This is a genomic window from Candidatus Thorarchaeota archaeon (genome assembly GCA_021498125.1).
In the GTDB taxonomy this organism is placed as follows: Archaea; Asgardarchaeota; Thorarchaeia; order Thorarchaeales; family Thorarchaeaceae; genus B65-G9.
In genome coordinates this window covers 139,645-162,278 of the sequence record JAIZWL010000002.1, presented here as the reverse complement: position 1 = coordinate 162,278, position 22,634 = coordinate 139,645, and the positions used below count along the sequence as shown (strand labels likewise).

Sequence of the window (22,634 nt, the reverse complement as noted above, 5' to 3'; positions counted from 1 at the left end):
CAACAGACATAGATCATTCAAGTCAGAATGAATCTCGAAGAGTTTCAAATCCGGACACAAACTGGATTCCATACTTTTCATAACCTCCTATCGTACAGACTTTTCACACAGAGCCGATATGCAATATCTTACTTGCATGTTCACTTCACAATCATTATATCGTATGCTTCTCCGAATTTTTGCGAAGTGCCATTGGGAACGTGAATTATTTGGAAGCGCTGACATTTTTTGCAATTATTATCGCCATTTACCTCGTAATATACATCATAGCACAGGCTATTGGCCCTGACAAGCTTAAGGAACGAGGTATAGAGGCTGGAACCCCCTTCATGATCCTATTCAAGACCGAACGGCTCAATGCCTTTCTCACACGTGCAGGAAAGAAGTTTCCACGTATGTTCTTCAATGTAGGAGTTGTTGCGGGTTTTTTGGGGATGATCTTTGGTTTCTGGATGTTTCTTGATAATCTCATCAAATTCTTTGTTGTCCCTGCTAACGCCGGTGGTGTTGTTCCCATTATCCCTGGAGTCACGATCACTGGTCTTCCAATCATCTATATGTTGATTGGGCTTGGCATTGCCCTTATAACTCACGAGTTTGCCCACGGCTTGGCATCAGCACGAGATGATATCCCTATCAAGAGTTCAGGTCTTCTCTTCTTTCTTGTTCTCTTTGGAGGATTTGTCGAGCCTGACGAAGAAGTATTTGAAAAAGAGGCAACCCCGCAGGCGCGAATGCGCCTTCTTGCAGCAGGGTCTTACTCCAATATGATCTTTGCATTCCTCTTTTTGCTTCTGCTTGTAAACTTCGGTGCACTGATGTCGGTGGGCTATAATCCTCCCAGTGGGGCCTATATCTATGATATTGCTCCAGAAAGCCCCGCATCACAAGCTCTTGAAGTCGGGGATGTCATCACGGCTCTAAACGGTACAAAAATATCCACTTGGTATAATGTTTCGCAGTACATGGCACAGACTACTGCGGGAAGTACTCTCATTATCTCTACACTTGCACATGGTAATGTTACTATAACGCTTGCATCTAGTGAAGCGAATGCTACACGGGGCTATATCGGGATATATGGCTCCGATTATTGGAGCCCGAAGCCCGGTTGGGAATGGGTTCCCGGTGGCCCCATGTTTCCATTTCATCTACAACAGATTTTCACATGGACGTTTATCATCCTCTTCTCTCTGGCGTTATTCAATCTCCTGCCAATCCCTATTCTTGATGGTGATAAGCTTCTATCCAATGCGCTGAGTCTGGTCACTGATAACGAGCATACGATCAAGATGATTATGTGGCCCTTGCGGATCATCTCCACGCTCATGATCCTCTTGAGCATTGGTTTCAGTCTGTTGCTTGGAAAAGGCCTATTTTGATGGTCATGTGGCAAATCTTAACTAATAAGGGTCATCAGTTCTTGGGGAGGAACTGATGGCTCTTACTTGCTCAAAATGCGGGGCCCCCGCTATATACCTTCGACGATATACCTCCGAAGCTCTCTGCCAGTCTTGTCTTGTTCAGACCACGCTACAACGTGTCCGCCGAACAATCAACAAGAGAAAGATGTTTCGAGAGACCGATCGTATCGGGGTCGCCATCTCGGGGGGCAAGGACAGTGCCGTTCTGCTAGATCTCCTCAACAAAATCGAGGCAGAATTCCCCAAGACCACACTTCATCCCTTTACCATTGACGAGGGCATAAACGGCTATCGTGATAAGGCTCTTGATGCTGCAAACGCACTTGCAAAATCACTTGATTTAGACTTGTATGTTGTTTCGTTTGATAGACTGTATGGACATACATTGGATTCGATCGTTCAGGGGCGTGATGGATCGGGGACTGGCGCCTGCTCGTATTGCGGTGTACTGCGGCGCCATGCAATTAATGAGGCCGCCCGCGAACTCGATGTTGATGTAGTTGCAACTGGTCATAATCTTGATGACGAGGCACAGACAATATTGATGAATATCATGAGGGGCGATGCTCTGCGTATTGCCCGATCCAATCGGCTTAGAGAGTTTGCTATTGCCGGATTTGTCCCGCGTGTCAAGCCATTAATGGAACTGTCTGAACGCGATATCGTCGCATATGCTCACTTTACAGGTCTTCCTTTTCACGATATTCCTTGTCCATATGCCTCAGAGGCCTATCGCAACGATGTACGTGCCTTCTTGGGTGACATGGAGTATCAACGACCGGGCACCCTTTTGGCGGTTCTTCATTCCGGAGATAAGATCGCTGATGCATTGAGCAGTACGGTTCCTACAATGACCCAAGGAATTTGCGAGCGTTGCGGTTCTCCTACTACTGGCCGTATTTGCAAGGTGTGCCAACTACTTGAAGAGATTGAAAACAGGTGAGGCAATTGTGAGCAAACGTCCCGAGGTTCTACACGAATCACGATCAGTTGTTTATGACGGCGCTCATTGGGGTATGCTCCGTCAGTTGAGAGCATGGGCACTCGAAGTTATGTCCTCACTAGAGGAAGCTGGTATCAAGTCGTTTGTATACGGATCGGTTGCACGAGGAGATGTCAGTCCTACTTCCGATGTCGATATCATTATTCCTATGTCAATTCCCAGTTATCGCGTTGAGCTTGCCGTAGGTTCTTGGATCTATCGTGAGGTTGTCCAAGCGACTCCCTCCTCCGTCCTCAAGGCGCATCTTCATCTTGCCAACGATATTGTTGTGACTTTCCCCCTCTTCAAAATGTGGTCACGTGAGATCGACTTCTATAAGTGGGGTGGTTTCTTATCTGCTGAGCAAGTCCATAATGATGACCGTGTTCCCGGAGTCGATAAACGCCTTCTTCTTATCGAGCCGACCTCTGATGGCCATATTGAACATGGAGTGATCGGTCACGAGCACGAAGTCGCAAAGGCTCTAGGTGTTTCCATTGATATTGCCCAGGAGCGTGTACGTGTCTTGACTCGGCGTAGTGAAGTAGGCCGGACAGGAGTCTTTCTAAAACGCCCTGTCCCTGAAGGTACGACTTTTGAAGAGGTTGCAGCGCATCTTCGTGATAGTATCCCTGCGCTCCGCCGAACAATCGAGCGTCGTGGAGGTTGACTCTATTGAATCGAAAAATACGCAAGAAGCCTGGCGGGTCGTTAGTACTAGGTGATCTTCCTAAAGGCTGTGTTCTTTGCACACGCGGATCTAAAATGGTCCTATTTGTCACAGGCCTCTGCAGTGCCTCATGCTTCTATTGCCCCCTCTCCGAAGAAAAGGCGAATAAGGATGTTGTATTTGCGGATGAAACCCCTGTTTTTGATGATGACACGGTTCTTGCCGAGGCTTTGGCCATTGGGGCTGAAGGTGCAGGGATCAGTGGTGGTGATCCCCTCTGCAAGTTGGAACAAACGCTCCATTATATTCGCATGCTAAAGAACCATTTTGGGTCTGATTTTCATATTCATCTCTATACCTCCCAATCGAATGCCTCTGCCTCAGTGATGAAGCAGCTTCATGATGCGGGTCTTGACGAGATCCGTTTTCATCCACAGAGCAATGATTGGTCTGGTATAGAGGCAGCCCGCGATATTGGATTGCATGTTGGTCTAGAGATTCCTGTTCTCCCCGATCGAGTGGATCGCATCAAAAAAACAATCCTTCGGGCGCAAGACATGGGTTTGTCATTTGTGAATCTCAATGAGCTGGAGTCAAGTGAAACAAATTTTGATAATCTCCGTAAACATGGTTATAGACTTCGAACACTATCCTCCGCCAGTATTTTTGGGAGTGCAGAGGCTGCTGAAGCGATACTGCAATGGGGCGCTTCTGCTCTGGATAAAATCTCGCTTCATTTTTGTTCTGCCTCCTTTAAGGATGCAATTCAGATGCGTAACCGGCTCTGGAGACGCCTCGAACATGTCAAACGAGAATTTGAAGAAGTTGACGATGATGACCCCCTCCTTATTCTAGGGTTGATTCGTGCCCCACATGGCTCTCTGCTTGATGAATCCTCATTGCATAAGATTGCCAGCACTCTGCAGAAAGAGTTTGATGTGCCTCAAGAATTAATGAATATTGACAGTGCCCATCATCGTATTGAGATAGCTCCTTGGATATTGGATGAGATAGCTCCCATGTTGCGGGAATCTCTCCATATGGATCTCGACCTTGAGATGGGTATTGCTTTTGAATACCCCTCATGGGATCGTTTTCAGACTCTCTTTGAGCCTCTCTGATCACTGGTCAATCCTGAACCGGAGAATTGCAGCAATGCCACTGATATGATCCAATTGGTCTCCAGCCGGATGTTCTGTTGAAACGATGTGTAATTTTCCTGCCGCCTTTTCAGTATCCTTGATGACTCTGTCAAGCCACCTTCGTCGGTCATCTTCAGATCCACGCAGTTTCTTATCGGTGATAAGTAGGTGTTCTATTGCACCAAATTGTGCAGCCTTTGCGACTTCGGCATCACCATATGTTGCAAGTCCGTCATCTTTTGCAATATGGGTCAAAACCTCTTCGACCAACTGAGTCTCTGTTTCAATCTTCAGGTCAGATAGAGTGCGAGAGATTACTCCCTTGTAGAGAATCTCTTTTGCAGCAGGAATTCCTGTAGTATTGGTTGACTCCACGGTGACAGGTGGGAGTCCCTTGATTCTCATTGACATGAGAAAATCACGAAAATGATCCTTGACGAAACCAGGTCCGCAGATCACGATCAGCCCGATATTATTCTGTTCCAATGCAGTACGCACACCAACTACAACCTCTTGGAAAAACTCCCGCATGGTTGCATCATAGCTCTTCTGGTCACCACGTTTTCTTGAGATACTTGTCCGAATACGAACGACCTCTCGGATTCCAAAATCCGCCGCCAGTAGTATTTCAGCAGTGCCATCCTCAATAGTGACAAGTAATGCGATCGGGCTCGCTCCGGATTTTTCTGCATCCTTGAGTCGATCAAGAACGTATCTGGGCCAATGGTCTTTGATAATCGTGAGCGTGTTGCCCATCTCTATGTTTATTGTGTGATATGTACCGATACTGATCAAATCGGTCGGGCCATCCAAAATCTTACCTTTGATTCTTACTCTATTGGAAAAACTATGGAATGAGACGTTCTCAACTTGAATGACGAGCGTCATTGGTTTTCTAACGCTCTCCTGTTTGCGATCATCCTCGCTTCCTACTCGTATCCGCCTGGTTGTTCTTGCAATTACTTTGTCCCCAGATCCTACCGTGTTATAGAGGTGCCAAAGGTCATCTAATGTTTCGATTTTTATGGTGATTTTGCCTTCCTTGAGGTTACGCTTCAGGATCTTCAAGATACTACCCATATGGTTCTCGTAGCGTTAAAAGAAATAGCTTCCGTAATCCTGTTCGTTTGTTGAGCGTATTGTGCCTCTCACGATATCTCCTATCTGTGTCTGATGTGTGATCTTTCTGGCGCGTTTGACATGTTCAGTATCAACAAAGACTGTGCTGTCCTGAACCGCAAGGTCTCCTGCAATCCGTATGACTCCTCCAAGCTCACGAAGTCTTAATGTGAGAGCATTGGATTGCCCATCTAATTCCTGTGCCATTTGTTCAGCGACATTGACAATCTCCTTCACAGCCTCTACCGTAAAATGGGCGATCTTGCCATCCTCATGGACGGTCTGTGCGACGAACTGTACGATATTATCAACCGCGTCTGGCGTCTTTTTCATCCATGCATTCAAAACGATCTCGTATCCATATCCCCTAATTCTCGATCTAAGTGGAGGAATAATTCCTGGCAAGTCCTCCAGATTGGTTGATGCAAAGAGAATGAAGTCACAAGGGACATTATCTACACGCACAGAAGCTCCTGAGCTATGTGGGTTATGTCCAATAATCGAGTATCTTTTGTCTTGCATTGCCGTGAGAAGATGTTTCTGAAGCGGGCCAAGCGTTGCAAGCTCATCAATGTAGAGAATTCCCTCATGCGCTTCATGTATCGCTCCAGGAATAATTCGCCGATGCGGTGGTACTCCAAGAGATTCAGCACTACCGTAAGGGTCATGCTTCACATCACCAAGAAGTTCTACTGCACTTGCTCCGCTCACTCGTATGAATCTTGAGGTATTTAACGGCACAATCGGGTACTCGTCTGCATATTCGGGTGTTCTCATAGATTGTACTGCATTTTCAACACTGACTCTGATAGTATCAAATTTATCTCTCTGATATGTGACAAGATTGATGGTCCCATCTGGTTGTTCCTCATGTCTTGTGACAACAAGTTCCGCTCTCTCATGGATCACATCTAGTACCCTAAAGAGACCATGATACGAGTTATCTCCTGTCCACTCGCATCTCTTTGCTGCCCCACAGTCAAGACACGATCCTTGATCCGGTGATGAGATGCTTCCGCATTGTGGGCATCTATATCCCATCTCAACTGCGACATCAAATGGAAGTTCTTCCGGGCGAACATAGAACATGTCCTTAAGGATTGGTTCTTCTGTTTTGGTCTCAATATTTGATGTATGAATGACTGCAATTGGTCGATTGGGCGCACTCGGATTGGGCTGTATTCGAATTTCTTCCCTTGGTGGAGGAAGAAGTGTCGAAGCTGCTTTTGCCAGCAGTGACTTTCCAATTCCCGGAACCCCACAGAGCAGCACATGCCTTCTCTGAATCACTGCTGATTTTACTAGCATTACCGCGTGATCTTGTCCTATGATCTGCTGAAATGGGTCCGTTGGGACCTGTACCTCCTCTGTTGTAGTAATGTCTGCTAGGAGATCTGACACATGAATGGCCTCTTATCTCTGCTACATACATTTCTCTTCTCTTCAGTATCATAATAGTGTGTAATACCATAGTATCTGTAAAAAAAAGAGGAAGCTGCTCTTCGTAAAGAAGAGCTGCTCTTTTGATAATTATTATGTCCTGCGACGTTCGACATCATCGAATGTAAGGTATCTGATACTAGGTGGCCTGCTCTCTATATCTGCAACAGCGGCCCCAATTAGGAGGGTGACGCCTTTCTTTGCTGATAGATTGACGAGTCGTTGCGTCACTACACCATCGAACACGATAGTCTTAATGGAGTCAAGAGTTTCCACATGCTTGGCCAGTTCTGCCACACCGCACTCTGCGATGACCTCTTTGTTCTCGTCAAAGAGAATGGCCTTGAACGACTCCCGGATCTCCCCGATTTTCGAAACAAATGTTTCATCAATCTCAAAGTATGGTTTGGTAGTGGGACGACTTCTTGATGGTCGTGAAGGTATTGTTGTTCCTGTTGTTGTTGAGGGTGTTGAAACATCCTCTCGTTTAGGATGAGTCGTCCGCTTGGTGGGTCTCTTTTTGTGGGGTGTGGGTGTTCGTTTTTCACTTACAAGAGCAAGGGCCTGATCGGCCGGGATTTTTGCTTGAAGCGCTTTTGCTATCTCTCTGCGTGTGAGATCTTCTACCTCTTTGCCTTCAGGTGCTCTTGCAATGTAATCTACTCTGGCCACCTGCATAAGCTCTCTGAGAATGAGGTCGCCACCCCTGTCACCATCCAAGAATGCTATAATCGTCTTGTCCTTTTTCTTGGTCAGACTGATGATGGTCTTGGGTATGTGAGTTCCTTCGACTGCAATGGTATTGTTAATACCATTCTTCATGAGATTGATGATGTCTGCACGTCCTTCGACAATGATGATCTCATCACTGTCCATCAGCTCCGGGCCAGTCGGAAGTTTGTCGGGACCGTATTTACCAACAGTCTTTCGGCCCGCCTTTGTCACCGCCTGAGTGATCTCTTCAGTACCTGGTGCAATGTCCTCTTCCCACCCTTTGAGAATGCTGATTGCCCTGCTTACGACTCTTCGTCGTTTGGCACCGCGAATATCCTCAAGCTTTTCAAGTGTGACCTTGGCTGTGCAGGGTCCAACTCGATCAACTGTTTCAAGGGCAGCCGCAAGGATTGCCGTTGCAGTCTTGTTCAATGAGACAGGAATGACAATTTCCCCTTTACTGATACCGCCCTCTGATTTAATGCCGATCTGAATTCTACCAATTCGTCCTGTTCTTTGGAGTTCACGAAGGTCAAGGTCTTCGCCAAGGAGGCCCTCTGTCTGACCAAAGATTGCTCCCACAACGTCTGGCTTGTCTACAACACCATCAATCTCGATCCGAGCTCTGATGACATATTTTGCAGTACTCTGATCGAAGTCAGTTCCGATTTTAATACACGTCTCCTATATGATGTACTGCCAAGTCCCCTCCGACGAGTCGTAAGACGGCCGCTGTATTTTGGCCTCTCACGGATTGGAGATGCCCACTTCACACTCTAGCACTCTTCAAATGCATTTCCGCGGACTTCCGTCATGCTTTCTCGTGTAATTACGTAATGAATCGGTAATCCTGTGATGTGATGAGTGATGATCGTCATGTGATCTGTGTGATGGTCGCTCACCGGCTCGGTTACTCTGAAGAGTCGGGGGACCACTTGGCGTTTGTGATATGATAATCCTATGATTGATGAGGCATTACTTGCCATCATCATTTGAACTGACACGTGGCCCGTATTTGAAGCTTGTTATGTAATCAGTTGTTGTGAGTCTTGTTCTCATCAATAAGACTCATTGATCAATCAAGTCTTCAATGGCAATGTTCATATCTTTTGTATCCCCCTTTTTACCTGCTCTTGAGACCTCTACATCTGTATAGTTCTCATGAGCCGCCTGTTGATTACCATTCGGACGAGTCACAACGGACCCGATTGATGTGGGCATTTGCCTCAGATGATCTCCGGGTCACCCACAACTCGTACATTAGCAGGCAGGTCGATGCCGTATTCAGCCTAGCACGAGACAACTCAGCTGAGCCGGAATGTTCTGATGCTGTGATGCTGGGAGTTAGTGCATAGGGCGACAGGCATCGATCCTTGTGCCTTTTCATAACAGATCCGTTGACTCTCCAGGGGTCAATATTTTGACTTCGGCACCAAGTTGTTGTTCTTTAACGGCCTTTTGAAGATCTGCCGGGTCTGCATTGATTACTGGGAATGTATTGTAATGCATGGGTATTACATATTTTGGCCCAAGAAGTTTTGTCGCAAGTGTTGCCTGTTGAACATCCATTGTATAATATCCCCCAATTGGCAATAATGCAACATCTGGGTGATATAGTTCCCTGATCAATTCCATACTTGCAAAAACTCCTGTGTCCCCTGCATGATAAAATGAGCCGCTTGGAAATGTCACAACAAATCCTGTTGGAGCCCCCTTTCCACAGGAGTGAAATGCCTGTACAAGTGTTATCCTGACATTGTCTATCATAACACTTCCTCCAATGTTTAGGGTATGTACTTTTTCCACTCCGTCCTCCTTGGCTTGGATTGCGAGTTCATTGATTGCAACAAAAAATGCCCCTGTCTTCTTACATATCTGTACGGCCTCATCGTATCCATGATCGCCATGATCATGTGTGACGAGGACAATATCCGCGTTAGTGATATCATTCACCTTTAGAGTTGCAGTTGGTGCGCCCAGCCATGGATCCACAAAGACGGTCTTTCCGTCAGCCTCGATCTCGAATCCCGCATGTCCTAGATATGTGAACTTCATTCTTTATCACGCTCTACACATTTCTGTGTGCTTCTCCCACTTTTCTTTTTCGCAAAACATGCCCAGTCCCACGAACATAATAATGATTAAGTGCTCAAAAATATGAGGCGCAATTGTCAATGCAGATGAAACCTCATCCCGATTCCATTAAGGCTGGCAAAATTGCTGCACGAGTCTTATCCGAGGTCGCAAAAGAAGCAGTTCCTGGTGTCAGTGTTCTAAAGATCTGTACGCTTGCCGAGCAAAAGCTGTTAGAATACGGCGCCAGTGGTCTTGCATTCCCATGTAATGTTTCTATTAACGAAGAGGCAGCTCACTATACAAGTCCACGTGGTGATACACGTGTCCTTCCTGATAGCGGATTAGTGAAGATTGATCTTGGGGCTCATGTCAATGGATTCCTCTCTGATACGGCTCTTACAGTTGATCTTGATGGCTCTTATGAACGGTTCATTGCGGCAAGTAAAGATGCTCTGGACAAGGCTATTGAAACGATTCGTCCGGGAGTACGATTAGGTGAGATTGGTGCAGTAATTGAACGCACCATCCGGCACCATGGCCTAAATCCAGTCTATCATCTATCTGGGCATCAGATGACACGCTGGACGCTTCACGCAGGTAAATCGGTTCCTAACATTGGAACCGCTGATAGTACCCGGGTACAGGCCGGGCAGACCTATGCGATCGAGCCATTCTCGACTGATGGATCCGGCGCCATTATGAGTGGGACTGGTACCTATATCTATTCAAACGTCATGAATGACCGCCACAAACTTGATCGACTCTCTCGTGAATTCAGGGATGTGCTTCGCAGACGTTTTGGGACTCTCCCCTGGGCATCACGTTGGATCTCGTCCAAGAAATATGATGTTGATGCATTAATTCATACGCTTGCACTTGCTGGGGCTATTCATGGATATCCTGTTCTCATCGAGAGCAAGCGTGGTATGGTCTCACAATTCGAGCATACGATCTTTGTTGGTCCTGATGGTCCGGTTGTGACAACACAACGTGATGCTTCTTCCCAAATTCCTTAAAGTGTCAACTATTGCAAATTATCACTACCAATCGAGGTGAACCCATGACCGTGAAACCACACCCCTCACTGCTTAAGGCTGGACGCATTGCTGCACGTGTTCTTAGTGAGGCATGTGCAATGGTCCACCCAAAGACGAAGCTGATCAGTATCTGTGCTCATGTTGAGAAACGTACACTCGACCTGGGTGGACGACCTGCCTTCCCGTGTAATGTTTCAGTCAATGAGGTGGCGGCTCATTACACTTCCCCCAAAGGCGATCCCTCTCGTATCCCCGATTTCGGACTAGTGAAGATTGATGTTGGTGTCCAAGTAGATGGTTATATTGCGGATACAGCCCGTACTGTTGACATTGATGGAACTCTTGAGGGTATGGTTTCAGCCACGAACGATGCACTTGAAGAGGCAATTCAAATTGTTCGGCCTGGCGTGACCTTAGGGGAAATTAGTTCCCACATTGAACATGTTATCAAGGACTACGGTCTTCGCCCCGTCAAGGAACTCTCAGGGCACAGTATCGAACGCTTCAAACTGCATGCCGGAAAGCGAATCCCCAATGTGAAGACTCGTGATTCTACAACCATTCAGGCTGGTGAAACTATTGCTATCGAGCCCTTTGCCACGGCCGGTTCCCATATTGTCGATAGTAAAAATGCCTACATCTTTGCAAATACCGGGCGTAATGTAACACTCGAGGGTGTGACCGAAAAATTGCGGCAGCACTTACGCAAGCGATATGGGCCTTTCCCGTTCGCCTCTCGCTGGATTGGTACTTCTCACAAGGCTATTGATGTACCCTCGGAGCTTGCTAAGCTACTCAAGGCGAAAGTTATTACTGCCTTTCCAGTCTTAGTTGAGAAAAAGGGGCGGCCGGTCAGTCAAACTGAACACACTATGTTCATTACAGATGACGGACCGATTGTGACAACACGACCCACCTAGATTGGTGATTTGTCCGAGTCGTCTTCTTTGACAACATAGACTCCCTGAATGGTCATTGAGCTACCACATCTTGGGCATTTAGCATCAAGTGCCTTGAGGATATAGTCGCCCTCCTCATAATTACGAATCTCTTTGAAGTCACATTCAGGATTATCGCAACGAATCTCCGTGACGGTCGGTGGTGGTGGTGTTTGTTGTTTTGTGTTGCGTCCACCAGTGATGAGACTGATCCCTATTGACATTAACAACATGCCTACAAAGATCCAGATGTATGAAACCATCACATCAGCAGTGCCTCCGAGCACCACCCATACTAATAATCCCGCACCAATGAACCCCAAACCGATTAATTTTGAAACAAGACCCATCTGTTGCACCTCAAAGACCTATGCCCATAGTATTTCCAATTCCCGCAAGTATGACCTTATCTCCGGGTTTTGTACGTTTCCTGATTGCAGTCTTGATCCGTTCCAAGACCTCTGGGACTGCATCAAGAATCTTCTTACGCATGATTCCAACCGCTGCTGCCTCATCTTGCTTGATCACAATTGCTTCTATTGCAATCTTGTTTTGTGTTGCTGCATCTTCAATAGCATGTTTTTCGGGGCCGGGGTCTCCAATTGCTGCGCCTGTTCCCTCCGAAACTCTACCCAGATCTTCCCCTTCCAGCTTGAGGGCTGCATCAATTGTAATAATTCGGGCTATTTGTCCATTGTTCTGTTCTACAATGTTTTTGATAGCGAATCCGGGTTTACCTACAGTACCCCCTGGTCCTGTGGCACGAACAACAAAGACTGTTCTCCCTTCGACCTCTACCTTATAGTAACCTACTTCTCGTCCGACCTCTTGGACATAGCTCTCAGGGGTTGCCCCATATTCTCGTGCAAACTGTGTTACGACAAGCGGGCCAATACCATCACCAATTGGTTTTCCCTCAGAAAATGCATCGATCGCATCAAAGTATGCCTTAGCAATACGAAGCAAGTCTGGCATCTGCATATGGATCTGCATAATGAGAATCTGACTGCCTGTCTTCTTACCAAGAAGATAGAAGTGTCTGACCACTCTAAAGATAAGACTGAGTACCTGGGCGACTTCTAGCGTATTTTCCAGATTCTGATCCATGACGGCACTTGCTTCTGGTGCGATTTCTGCAACAAACTCTTGAAATCTGTCTCTTCGCTCATCTAGTAAATGATCAAGACGCTGGAGGATTCCCGCAGGATCAAGATCGACCGGGGTAATCAGAAAGTAGTCTAGCCATCTATCGAGGGCCTCAGCCACCTCTTTCTCATCTTTTCCGAATTTCTTGAACGTGTCAATTGCAGTTTGACGAGACTCGATTGCCATCCGTTTGAGCTCTATTAGTCCCGCCTCGATCTGTTTCAGCCATTGCCACATCTGAATCTTGGCTCCGTATAGGCTGAAGACCATTATAAACGCGAGAAATAGGATATTTAAAATCCAACTTAGGTCTGTAGGTTCTCCGATTTGCATCTATATCACTCGCACAAATTTCAATTCTGCTTTAATGGTTTCGTTACGCGCTAGTTCTATGTTCACTGATAATCTTGATTGTAAAAAGAAATGAGAGAATGTGGCAGCTTGCCGGCCTGTCACGCGCTCGCGCAGCGCACATCTCCGGCAACGGCACCCGCCTTAACTTCGGAGTTCGGAACGGGTTCCGGTGGTCCCGGGCGCCTATGGCCGCCATCAAGAATGTTCGGTTGTTCATTTCGTTTTAAACGTTACTCTATGGTTCAATTCGTATTATGATCTCTTGCTTCTATTCTTGCAGTCCGCGTTCACGTTTGAATATCGTTATTTCTTCTCAGGTTTCCAGTTATTGATGAAATGCGGGGGATCTTCAGTTTTTGGCGTTTTAAAACGGCTATTGAGGCGATTGATACGAATGAGGTCATTATGCTGATTGCTGCTATGAGGTCAAGAATAACGATGATTGGCGCGGTGTCTTGTATTGATATGACAAGTATTCCATCTATGTTTGTTGATGTGTAATTTTCAATATTGCTCACTATTTTTGCATCATCTGGTGATAGCTTGTTAAAGTTCTTTTCAAACTCAATCTTGATCGTTTCGGCCCCGGCTCCAATTTTCGAGCCATCATCAAGTACAAACGTCATTTCTTGAATGGTGAGTATTCCTCCAAAGTCCGGTAAATAACGTGAGACCGACTCCTTATCGAGTTGAATATATCCCGCTGCAAGTTGTCCATCAGAAACATTGCTACTAATGGCGAATAATTTAGCAGTAGACTCCGGACTGTGAAAGTAGCCAAACGCATCATGCCATTGTGGTCTAAAGTCGATGCTTTGTATATGTACCTCTCGAACAATATTTCTCCCCAAGGCGGTCTTACCAAAATAGAATCCTACAGTTCCTGACATGTAGTGCTGGCTGATAGTCGGTTGATGATGACGATACAGATAGGTGATCTGGAATCTTGCTCTTATGAGAAGCAACTCGGTTCCGTCGCTTGATCTAAATGAGACCCGATAGGAAAACGAGTCCACCTCAAAGGCGCTCCCCACAGAACTATCCTGTGCCGATATTGGTGTCATTGCGAATGTAAGGCTCAGAAACAGTATCAATAATAGAGAACGCTTGTTCATTGCGGCCACCGTCTAATAGTATTATTACACATTGGATGAAAAAGGGACTTTCTATTAACGCAAATCGAAAAAAAGTGTCAGCAGCAGTGGTGGGGACGCTGGGATTTGAACCCAGGATCGACGAGTCTGCTCTTCTTATGACCCCGTATCTTCATAAGATCTGGAGCCCGTCGCCATACCGGGCTAGGCCACGTCCCCAAGTACTGCATGAGCGCGTGGCTCATAATCTGAAAAGAGCTGATGACGATATGAAGCTTTCTGTGAGACTGAATGATCCGCACATGTCGAATAGCAAAGTTCAGTAGGCACTAGACTCAGAAATCTGTTGAAACAGCATGAGCGTCAAAAAACCCCATGAACTAATCGCCGGGATTGATGAAGCTGGGCGCGGGCCCGTGATTGGTCCTTTAGTGGTATGCGGAATTGCTGTATCATCTGTGCATCTATCAGAGATCGAGCAGATTGGCGTTAAAGACTCCAAGTGTTTAACTCCGCGCCGAAGAGAAGTGCTGGCCCTTCAGATACGAAAAATTGCTGATCACATTGTGATTCGTAGCATCCCGGCCCTTCAGATTGACTCCTCACGTGGAGCCGGGGTTTCACTAAATAGTATTGAAGCTGATGCATTTGCCTCCGTTGTTAGAGAGTTGCATCCTACTATTGCTTACATGGATGCAGCAGATGTAAACTCTAATCGCTTTGCACGGACTGTTGCTGAACGTTCTGGGTTGTCTGTTTCCGATTGCCAATTCATTGCAGAACACCGTGCTGACAGTACGTATCCTATAGTTTCAGCCGCATCAATAATTGCTAAAGTCATCCGCGATACAGAGATTCAGCGGCTCCATGAGATCTATGGGGATTTTGGTTCCGGGTATCCCTCAGATCCAAAGACGATTGCTTTTGTTCGTTCAATTATTGCCTCTCAAGCCAAGTTGCCTCAAATTGTGAGGAAATCATGGAAGTCCATAGAACGGATTACTATGGCAGTACACGGTCACCAAGCAACCATTGAAGATTTCTAGTGTTCAGCACGTTCCGAGATTATCTTCTTTAATTCACGAGGTTTCTCGATCTCGGACAATTCCAGTTGCCGGATGACTGGTACATCTGATACGCACTCTTCTGACTTTCCCTCTTCGACAATGAGAACTGCATTAGCCTCAGTGACCTTTGAAACGCTCTTGATTATCTCGACCCGTTTTTTCAATGCCCAGCTTCTCAAAGACCCTACACCTGACATCAGAGGTGGCCCATCTTCTTTTGCAGCAACATGGAATGGTGCTCGATCAGTCCATAAAACACTCATTCCTAAGCGCTCGAAGAACTCGTTGACTCGTTTCTCTAGGTCTGATATGGAGTCAATTGGCATTGATTGAGTCAATTGGGCTTGGGCCTTTTCACGAAGTACATCAATAGGAATGATCAGGTCTGTTTCAAGAACTTTCTCAAGACGTTCGGCAACATCCGAGCTTACATCCATTTCATCGCGCTCGTATGCTAGAATGGCTCTTGCAGAAACTTGTACACACTCTGCTAGCTCCTGTTGTGTGATTCTCCGTTCAGTCCTGATCTCTCGAAGCTTGGACCCATCAATTGCTACGAACCGCCCACCGCGTTGGACATACTCCTTTGGCAGGTCTTTCTCTGCTATAATTCTCTGAAGACTGACCGGGGTAATAGTCGGTACTCCATACCTCTTGTACACAATATCCGGTTCCAATGTGCCCCTTCTGGTCTTGACCCCAATTACAAGTGGTATTGCATCAAAGAATTGTGCAACCATCTGTAGAGCTTGTGCATCTTCTTTTGTCAAGGCATCAATATTGTTTAGGATCTTTATTAGGACCAGTTGGTCGCCCCTTCGTGCAACAAGATCAAAACAGCTGGGTCTCACATCACAGGACGATGACAGATTGAACCCAGCCTCCTCTAATTGAGTTGAGACCTCCTCAATCAGTTGGTTACGGGCTCTGGTCATCGTGATTACCTCTTTATTCAACCTATCAAATGCTTTTCAGCATTCTGTTAGTGCATAATGTTCTTTTAAATATCGTAATTATTGCATAGATTTGCGAGTGTGTGCACCTGAATGTACAATCCCCATACATGTGGTCGTGGGGAGTCTTCTTCGGATAACTTGCACCTGCAGACGCGCAAAAGAATTGTCCAGTCTTACCCGCGCCAAATCTTCCCATTCTAGGTCAACATCTCCTAGCACTCGATGGATCAAGAATAGTGTCGCTTTTCCTCCTGCAATAGTATGTATTCCTTTGCCCAGGTCCATTCTGCGAAGGATCACGATTGGTAGAGTGATGTCTGTCTGAAATTGTTGAGGGGTCTCATTGGCTAAGAACTCGATCTCTTCTCTTCTAAAATGCGAGTCTATTCCGTCCCGTGTCTTATAACTCGGGCGTTCGCTGTCCACAAGTTCCGCCAAAGGAACGCTCTCAGATGGTAAATGGTCGTTAATAGAATCTATCTCTCTCTCAAGTACACGTTCAAAAAATGACCCCATCACAGATCCTCCGTGACTCGTAGTAGTACCATCTCATGATCTCGCTCATACGGAGTGAGATTGACTCTCTCAATCACATCCAATCCTGACTCCTGTAAACTTCCCACTTCTCTATCGAACACTTGTCTTGTTTCTGACACAGAATCGATACTTCGTGCTTTGATTGCTATCATTGCCCATGCGCCAAGAGAGCAGAAGGTTCGTATATTATCGAACAAGATTCTTGCCTGATCTGGTTGCGCCACATCTTGATAGACCACATCGATTGAACCTGTCACTATTGAGGTGTAATTTGTGGGGCGTCGGGCATCATCAACTATTGGGATGATATTCGATCTCGACTCGGCAAGAAACACCAAATCCCTCGCCGATATGGGTGAAAACTCCACTGCGTATACGACTCCCTCTTCCCCGACGATGTCTGAAATGTGACTGACAGTGGTACCTGATGCAGCACCCAGATAGAGCACATGAGACCCTAGTTGAATTGGCAACTCGTGGAGACCCTTTTTTATGGCGGCTGCAAGTTTTGATCTACGAGTGGACCACAATCTGTAACTATAGTCCTCTATATCGAAGACCTTCTCTCCATAGACGCTCTGATTTTTGACCAGACTTCTTGTGGCCAACGATTCACGGTCTTTGTCCTTTATTTTAAATACCCCTCCAAATGAGGTGGGTAGAACGCTCATCGCTTGCTTGGCCTCCTTCGTCCATATTTTCCTCGTCTGGATCGTCCGCTACGTTGTCTACCCTGCCGCCCTTGGATCGAAGCTGTTGGTTTGGGTGGAGGTGGATTCGGATTTTGTGTTCGTATCTCCTTTACACGTTTCTCAAATGCATCGCGAAGCATCTGACCAGCATCGCGTCCGGAGAATGCATCTATCTTGGCAGCAATTGATATCTTCCCAGCTAGGGCCCGCGCAATTTTACCTCTCTGCCAATAGGGTGCACTATATAGCTCTGGAACCTGAAAGATGAGACCATGCTTTGGAGGTGCAGTCCCCGTCTTCAGGCTTCTGAAGAGTGCTTTCTCGGCTCCTAGGACTTGAATTGTACTTGATGTCTTTCTTGAGAGGTCTAGGAGTGAGCCCGCCATGCTGATGAGTCGCGCGCCAACAAGTGGTCCTACAAGTGCTGTAATATTCGGTGCTACCGTCTGCATCAGTCTGCTTACATACTCCTCCATTCTCTGACGTGTTTCAACAAGATTGTTTACCATGTCGGCTAGTTGTGTCAGGGGTATGAGATCTTCACCAGTAAGTGGAGCACCCATATCGGTTTCGAATGATGTGCTGATCTTCTCGGCAATCATATCCGCGAATCCAATTTTAAGGAGGTCTTCTTTTGTAGTGCCTCCCTTATTGATGGTCTTGATGACCTGTGCAAATTGATTGTGATCCTCGACAAGTCTAGTTAGAGATGGTCTAAATATTGAGAACCATTCCCTAAGCCGCATGGAGAGAATGTTGATGTTCTTGTCTATTTCACCAATTGCATCAATTGCATGTTTGACTAACAAGTCTGGGGACTTGCTTGCTTCAGATATCCTGCTTCTTGCAATGCGGAGAGCCACATCGTGTCTGAATGTACTTACTCGCGTTCTATCCTCTACGATCTTCTCTCTTACAAGAATGTCATCAAGCATGCTTCGGAACATCTTGATATCCCGTGATTGTTCATCAATTACTACAGCCACGGTGCCCAGTTCCTCGATTGCCCTCGCTACATGCTGGTTCTCCACAATCACCGACTCAAAGCCCTCTGATTGTGCCTGTTTCAGCAGGTCTTGAAGAGGTGTGACTATATGCCCCTCCATGATCTTGCTTGTGACCGTGACTGCAAGACTCACATCGGGATAGATCACGTGATGTAAGATGATCTCACCCTTGTTGTCATGGATAAAAATACCAAATATAGTTGGGACAAGATGAACCTGCATACTCTTCAAACCTGACTACCTACTTGAGTCTTGTTTCATACTCGTTGTGATTCTATTCAATCTTGCCATGGTGCTCACTAATAGCTTCGGTATTTGCATCATTTCCCAAATTTACTGAAATTCACAATCTACTGTAATATGTTATACTCATTGTACTTCCATTTAGCTTATAATGGGGCAAAGTGCTGATAACATCCTAGGTGGCACTTTGAAGATTGAAGGCTATTGGCTTGCCTCTGGACTACTTGGGGTAACAGCCTCGATACTGCGTCGGATTGCCGAAAATGGGGCAGATGTAGTCGTAACAAAATCAATTGGGTTTCACCCGCGAAAAGGGCATCCTGGTCCGATCATCACGGTTTCTCATGGTGGTCTTCTCAATGCGGTTGGCCTGACTAATCCCGGCATTGAAGCCTTCAAGGACGAATTGGCTCTTCTCAAGGAATGGGGGATTCCCTTCGTCCTGAGCATCTTTGGCTCGACTATTGATGATATTGAGCGTGTTGCCGAGCATGCTCTCACACTGGACCCACTTGCCCTTGAACTCAATCTTTCCTGTCCCCATGCCGAGATCAGTCAGATTGCACATAATCCGAATCTTACGCACGACTATGTTCGTGCCGTAAAAGACATTGTTGATTGTCCAGTCTTTGCCAAACTGACTCCAAACGCATCGGACATCGTACAGATTGGGATGGCTGCGGAAAAAGCCGGTGCAGATGCAGTTGTTGCAATTAATACCGTTCGAGGAATGCGTATTGATATTGATCAAAGAGTTCCTGTATTAGGCAATATCACTGGTGGCCTTTCAGGCCCACCAATATTCCCAATTGCCCTCCGTTGTGTGTTCGATCTGTCTAGGGCACTCTCCATTCCTATTATTGGAGTCGGTGGTGTGGCAACGTGGCAGGATGCAGTGGAGATGCATCTTGCGGGTGCAAGTGCCATTCAGATTGGTACAGCCGTACTTGAAGGACTTGATGTCTTCAAGCGAATTAAGATGGGTGTGAGCGAGTATCTACAACAAGAGGGGTTCAGTTCGGTATCAGATATAGTAGGTCTATCATGGAGGAACCTTTGATGAACATCGAATCTTTGACTGGTGGCCCTCGGTCTGTCCAAATTGTGAATATTGTTAAAGAGAATGCCCATGATCGTACGATATTCTTCAAAGATCCGGATATGACTTTTTCACCAGGGCAATTTCTCATGGTCTGGGTGTCGAAAGTTGATGAGATTCCCCTCAGCATCTCCTATTTTCAGGATGGCCTTGTTGGGTTGACCATTCGCCCCATCGGATCTGCAACTAAGGCTATCGTTTCCTTGGCGCATAATGACCTGATTGGCATTCGTGGACCTTTTGGCCACCCTTTTGATCTTGATTGTCCATCCCCTCTCATAGTTGGTGGGGGTATTGGAACTGCTCCACTGCGTCCGGTGATTCAACACTTTGTGGAACTGGGTACAGAGATCACGGTTGTTATTGGTGCTCGGACTAAGGACGAGCTTCTTTTCATTGAAGAGATGCAGCAGCTTGAAGGGGATGGGGTTCGGCTCATAATAACAACAGATGATGGTTCTGCTGGCATGAAAGGTTTTGTGACAATGGCTGTGGCGCAAGTCCTCTCTGAATCAGATATTCATACACTTTACACATGTGGACCTGAACCGATGATGGTCGCCCTATGGCGTATGGCTATGGATCATGATATTCGTTTTCAGGCCTCTCTTGAACGATATATGAAGTGTGGCTGTGGGCTCTGCGGGACCTGTGCTCTAGATCCTACCGGGGAACTTGTCTGTGTAGATGGGCCTGTGTTCTCTGGAGAGCAGTTACGAAACATTACCGAGTTTGGTAACTATCACCGTGATTCAACGGGTGTCAAACAGAATTTTTGATGATGTGACATTAACGTGTCACGTGACATGATTCAGCACGCGACTATCTAAAAGAAGAATGGCGAACCACAGGCTGGCCTGTGGTCTGACTATGTTGCGTCTATGCGCGAACACCTACTGTGCGTCCGCGAATGAACCGTTTGACATAGTTTCTTTTATTCCGGATGCGTGGAATTGGTGTATGGCGCTCGCGACCCTGTACCTTTGGGGTTGACTCGCGAACTTTACCCGCCTTTGTAAGAGAACCGTGTGAACCTGGCATCTTTTTCTACCTCGTTCGTTCAATATGTGTTCCTGAACCGAGTGAATAAAAAGCTATCCAATTAGCAGTGTTTCTGTAAAGTGATTGATCTGTAGAGGTACTCTTCCTTGACGAGCGATGACGAAGAATATGAACTCAACCGTGCAATAATCCAAGCCTTGCTCAATTCAGTAGAGCCTCTCACCAAACAGACAATCAACCAGATAAAGAACAAGGTCTGCGGCAGGTTTCACCGCGCACGGATCCCTACTAATGCTGACGTTCTAGAATATGCTGTTCCAGAAGAAGCCGAAATACTTCGTCCCCTGCTTCGTACACGCCCAGTACGAACGGTCTCAGGTGTTGCCGTCATTGCTGTCATGACCAAGCCTGTTCCCTGTCCTCATGGGAAATGTGCCTATTGTCCGGGAGGGCCTGATCTGGGCGTCCCTCAAAGTTATACCGGTTATGAGCCTGCGGCGATGCGAGGTATCCAGAATGCCTTTGACCCATATGATCAGGTCACCAGTAGACTGAATCAGCTTCGAACGATTGGGCACTCTGTCCAAAAGGTTGAGCTAATAGTCATGGGTGGTGACTGGTGTTCAAAGGACTTGGAATATCGGCGTGAGTTCGTCAAAGGCTGTCTTGATGCAATGAATGGTACTGTCAGTTCGGATCTTGAGGTTGCCAAGCGTCTAAATGAGACCGCATCTGTCAGAAACATTGGAACGACCTTTGAAACGCGGCCCGACTGGATCTCAACCTCCTCTATTGATGAGATGCTCGAGATGGGTGCGACCCGTGTTGAGATTGGTGTGCAAACGCTCTCTGATGAGATTCTTGAACGTGTTCAACGTGGTCATGGTGTTGAGGCAACGATTGAGGCGACCAAGCTACTGCGCGATAGTGGACTCAAAATCTGTTATCATATGATGCCGGGTCTTCCTGGTGCCACACCTGAATCCGATCTCGAGGTCTTTGAGCAATTGTTTTCCGACGCTGATTACCGTCCTGATATGCTGAAGATCTACCCCACATTGGTGATTAAGAATACCAAGCTCTACGATTGGTGGGTAAATGGCGAGTACACCCCTTATACAAATGAACAGATTGTTTCTCTTGTTGCGAGTGCTGTGAGCAGGATGCCTGAGTACGTCCGTATTCAGCGCATGCAGCGGGATATCCCTCTCCACCAGATCGAGGCTGGTCTGAATCGTGGGAATCTACGTGAATTGGTCCATCGAGAGATGATTCGTCTGGGATTGAGAAACCCAACGATCCGATACCGTGAAGTGGGTCACTATGAGATGCGAACAGGGTCTCGTGCCGATCCCACTAACATTCAGCTTGTTAGACGTGACTATGAGGCTGCAGGTGGTACTGAGATGTTTCTCTCTTTTGAAGATCCTGCCGCCGATGTTTTGTTTGGTTTTCTTCGATTAAGGCTACCCAGTGCTGATGCGCATCGTTCTGAGGTGGCATCGACCCCCTGTGTTTTGATTCGCGAGCTTCGCGTCTATGGTCCAGTCGTCAATATCGGTGAGCGTCGATCTGATGCTTGGCAGCACCTAGGGCTTGGTGAACGCCTTTTACGCGAGGCCGAACGAATCGGGTGTGACGAACTGGGTGTGGATCGAATTCTTGTATTGAGCGGGATTGGTGTCAAGGAGTACTATCGTGCACAGGGATACTCCGACCTAGGGCCGTATCTTGCACGTGAATTATAATCTCAAAAGATAGACATGGCGCCGAGGGAGCGATTTGAACGCTCGCGTGCAATTGCACACTGGTTGTCTTGTTATTGATGCATAATATGTACGCATCTTTCAAGACCAGCGCCGTGGTCCGGGCTTGGCTACCTCGGCATTTTGACC

General features: G+C 46.7%; 23 protein-coding genes, 2 tRNA genes and 1 rRNA gene. 10 read left to right on the top strand and 16 right to left on the bottom strand.

The window, feature by feature from the left end; genetic code table 11:
* Nucleotides 1-209 precede the first annotated feature (209 nt).
* From K9W43_08240 to K9W43_08225, 4 genes are read left to right on the top strand one after another with little or no spacing between them, the layout of a single operon-like run.
* Nucleotides 210-1,382 (top strand): site-2 protease family protein, encoded by a 1,173-nt coding sequence (locus tag K9W43_08240; GenBank protein MCF2137217.1) that lies wholly within the window; start codon nt 210-212, stop codon nt 1,380-1,382.
* Between the two features lie 55 nt (nt 1,383-1,437).
* Nucleotides 1,438-2,367, top strand: coding sequence for a TIGR00269 family protein (locus K9W43_08235; GenBank protein ID MCF2137216.1), 930 nt, complete (start codon nt 1,438-1,440; stop codon nt 2,365-2,367).
* A gap of 7 nt (nt 2,368-2,374) precedes the next feature.
* Nucleotides 2,375-3,076: a nucleotidyltransferase domain-containing protein gene (locus tag K9W43_08230; protein MCF2137215.1), complete on the top strand. Its 702-nt coding sequence runs from the start codon at nt 2,375-2,377 to the stop codon at nt 3,074-3,076.
* A gap of 5 nt (nt 3,077-3,081) precedes the next feature.
* Nucleotides 3,082-4,197 (top strand): radical SAM protein, encoded by a 1,116-nt coding sequence (locus K9W43_08225; protein MCF2137214.1) that lies wholly within the window; start codon nt 3,082-3,084, stop codon nt 4,195-4,197.
* Here the strand turns inward: K9W43_08225 and K9W43_08220 are convergent, their stop codons facing one another.
* The 5 genes from K9W43_08220 to K9W43_08200 form a co-directional block, all read right to left on the bottom strand.
* The gene (locus tag K9W43_08220) at nt 4,198-5,298 is read right to left on the bottom strand and encodes an mRNA surveillance protein pelota (protein ID MCF2137213.1); all 1,101 of its coding nucleotides are present in this window, start codon (nt 5,296-5,298) and stop codon (nt 4,198-4,200) included.
* Between the two features lie 15 nt (nt 5,299-5,313).
* Nucleotides 5,314-6,738 carry an ATP-binding protein gene (locus K9W43_08215; GenBank protein MCF2137212.1) on the bottom strand — a complete coding sequence of 475 codons (1,425 nt, stop codon included), beginning with the start codon at nt 6,736-6,738 and terminating at the stop codon, nt 5,314-5,316.
* A 132-nt stretch (nt 6,739-6,870) separates the two neighbouring features.
* On the bottom strand, nt 6,871-8,160 hold the full coding sequence (locus tag K9W43_08210) for a DNA primase (protein ID MCF2137211.1): 1,290 nt from the start codon (nt 8,158-8,160) through the stop codon (nt 6,871-6,873).
* A 399-nt stretch (nt 8,161-8,559) separates the two neighbouring features.
* Complete coding sequence (locus tag K9W43_08205) at nt 8,560-8,712, bottom strand: hypothetical protein (GenBank protein ID MCF2137210.1); 153 nt, start codon at nt 8,710-8,712, stop codon at nt 8,560-8,562.
* Between the two features lie 162 nt (nt 8,713-8,874).
* Nucleotides 8,875-9,546: a metal-dependent hydrolase gene (locus K9W43_08200; GenBank protein MCF2137209.1), complete on the bottom strand. Its 672-nt coding sequence runs from the start codon at nt 9,544-9,546 to the stop codon at nt 8,875-8,877.
* Nucleotides 9,547-9,665: 119 nt separating this feature from the next.
* Here K9W43_08200 and map (K9W43_08195) point away from each other — a divergent pair, with 119 nt between their 5' ends.
* Together map (K9W43_08195) and map (K9W43_08190) are read left to right on the top strand one after the other, a co-directional pair.
* A complete protein-coding gene (gene map, locus K9W43_08195; GenBank protein ID MCF2137208.1) occupies nt 9,666-10,583 on the top strand; it encodes a type II methionyl aminopeptidase in 918 nt (305 codons plus the stop codon).
* Nucleotides 10,584-10,627: 44 nt separating this feature from the next.
* Nucleotides 10,628-11,524, top strand: coding sequence for a type II methionyl aminopeptidase (gene map / locus K9W43_08190; protein MCF2137207.1), 897 nt, complete (start codon nt 10,628-10,630; stop codon nt 11,522-11,524).
* Here map (K9W43_08190) and K9W43_08185 read toward each other — a convergent pair.
* From K9W43_08185 to K9W43_08165, 5 genes are all read right to left on the bottom strand, one after another.
* Entirely contained in the window at nt 11,521-11,892 is a 372-nt protein-coding gene (locus K9W43_08185) for a hypothetical protein (protein ID MCF2137206.1), read from the bottom strand. The genes map (K9W43_08190) and K9W43_08185 overlap by 4 nt on opposite strands.
* A 10-nt stretch (nt 11,893-11,902) precedes the next feature.
* Nucleotides 11,903-13,021, bottom strand: a complete 1,119-nt coding sequence (locus K9W43_08180; protein MCF2137205.1) for a DUF1512 domain-containing protein — start codon at nt 13,019-13,021, stop codon at nt 11,903-11,905.
* Nucleotides 13,022-13,119: 98 nt separating this feature from the next.
* Nucleotides 13,120-13,239: ribosomal RNA gene (gene rrf, locus K9W43_08175) — 5S ribosomal RNA — on the bottom strand.
* Nucleotides 13,240-13,329: 90 nt separating this feature from the next.
* Nucleotides 13,330-14,157, bottom strand: a complete 828-nt coding sequence (locus tag K9W43_08170; GenBank protein MCF2137204.1) for a hypothetical protein — start codon at nt 14,155-14,157, stop codon at nt 13,330-13,332.
* A gap of 87 nt (nt 14,158-14,244) precedes the next feature.
* Nucleotides 14,245-14,355, bottom strand: a tRNA-Trp gene (locus K9W43_08165).
* 137 nt (nt 14,356-14,492) lie between these two features.
* Between K9W43_08165 and rnhB the strand changes: the two genes are divergently transcribed.
* Nucleotides 14,493-15,182 carry a ribonuclease HII gene (gene rnhB / locus K9W43_08160; protein MCF2137203.1) on the top strand — a complete coding sequence of 230 codons (690 nt, stop codon included), beginning with the start codon at nt 14,493-14,495 and terminating at the stop codon, nt 15,180-15,182.
* On the opposite strand, the gene K9W43_08155 is transcribed toward rnhB, so the two are convergent.
* The 4 genes from K9W43_08155 to K9W43_08140 all read right to left on the bottom strand — a co-directional run bounded on the left by K9W43_08155 (nt 15,179) and on the right by K9W43_08140 (nt 18,617).
* Nucleotides 15,179-16,138: a transcriptional regulator gene (locus tag K9W43_08155; GenBank protein MCF2137202.1), complete on the bottom strand. Its 960-nt coding sequence runs from the start codon at nt 16,136-16,138 to the stop codon at nt 15,179-15,181. The two genes, rnhB and K9W43_08155, sit on opposite strands and share 4 nt — an antisense overlap.
* A 78-nt stretch (nt 16,139-16,216) precedes the next feature.
* Nucleotides 16,217-16,675: a DUF61 family protein gene (locus K9W43_08150; protein MCF2137201.1), complete on the bottom strand. Its 459-nt coding sequence runs from the start codon at nt 16,673-16,675 to the stop codon at nt 16,217-16,219.
* A complete protein-coding gene (locus K9W43_08145) occupies nt 16,675-17,367 on the bottom strand; it encodes a fibrillarin-like rRNA/tRNA 2'-O-methyltransferase (GenBank protein ID MCF2137200.1) in 693 nt (230 codons plus the stop codon). The genes K9W43_08150 and K9W43_08145 overlap by 1 nt, the downstream gene beginning before the upstream one ends.
* Entirely contained in the window at nt 17,364-18,617 is a 1,254-nt protein-coding gene (locus tag K9W43_08140; protein MCF2137199.1) for a hypothetical protein, read from the bottom strand. The genes K9W43_08145 and K9W43_08140 overlap by 4 nt, the downstream gene beginning before the upstream one ends.
* 208 nt (nt 18,618-18,825) lie before the next feature.
* Here K9W43_08140 and K9W43_08135 point away from each other — a divergent pair, with 208 nt between their 5' ends.
* Nucleotides 18,826-19,698, top strand: a complete 873-nt coding sequence (locus tag K9W43_08135; GenBank protein MCF2137198.1) for a dihydroorotate dehydrogenase — start codon at nt 18,826-18,828, stop codon at nt 19,696-19,698.
* The gene (locus K9W43_08130) at nt 19,698-20,516 is read left to right on the top strand and encodes a dihydroorotate dehydrogenase electron transfer subunit (protein MCF2137197.1); all 819 of its coding nucleotides are present in this window, start codon (nt 19,698-19,700) and stop codon (nt 20,514-20,516) included. The genes K9W43_08135 and K9W43_08130 overlap by 1 nt, the downstream gene beginning before the upstream one ends.
* Nucleotides 20,517-20,616: 100 nt before the next feature.
* Here K9W43_08130 and K9W43_08125 read toward each other — a convergent pair whose 3' ends face one another.
* Entirely contained in the window at nt 20,617-20,778 is a 162-nt protein-coding gene (locus tag K9W43_08125; protein MCF2137196.1) for a 30S ribosomal protein S30e, read from the bottom strand.
* 107 nt (nt 20,779-20,885) lie between these two features.
* Here K9W43_08125 and K9W43_08120 point away from each other — a divergent pair, with 107 nt between their 5' ends.
* The gene (locus K9W43_08120) at nt 20,886-22,487 is read left to right on the top strand and encodes a tRNA uridine(34) 5-carboxymethylaminomethyl modification radical SAM/GNAT enzyme Elp3 (protein MCF2137195.1); all 1,602 of its coding nucleotides are present in this window, start codon (nt 20,886-20,888) and stop codon (nt 22,485-22,487) included.
* Nucleotides 22,488-22,503: 16 nt separating this feature from the next.
* Here K9W43_08120 and K9W43_08115 read toward each other — a convergent pair.
* Nucleotides 22,504-22,625: transfer RNA gene (locus K9W43_08115), tRNA-Ser, on the bottom strand.
* Between the last annotated feature and the right edge of the window lie 9 nt (nt 22,626-22,634).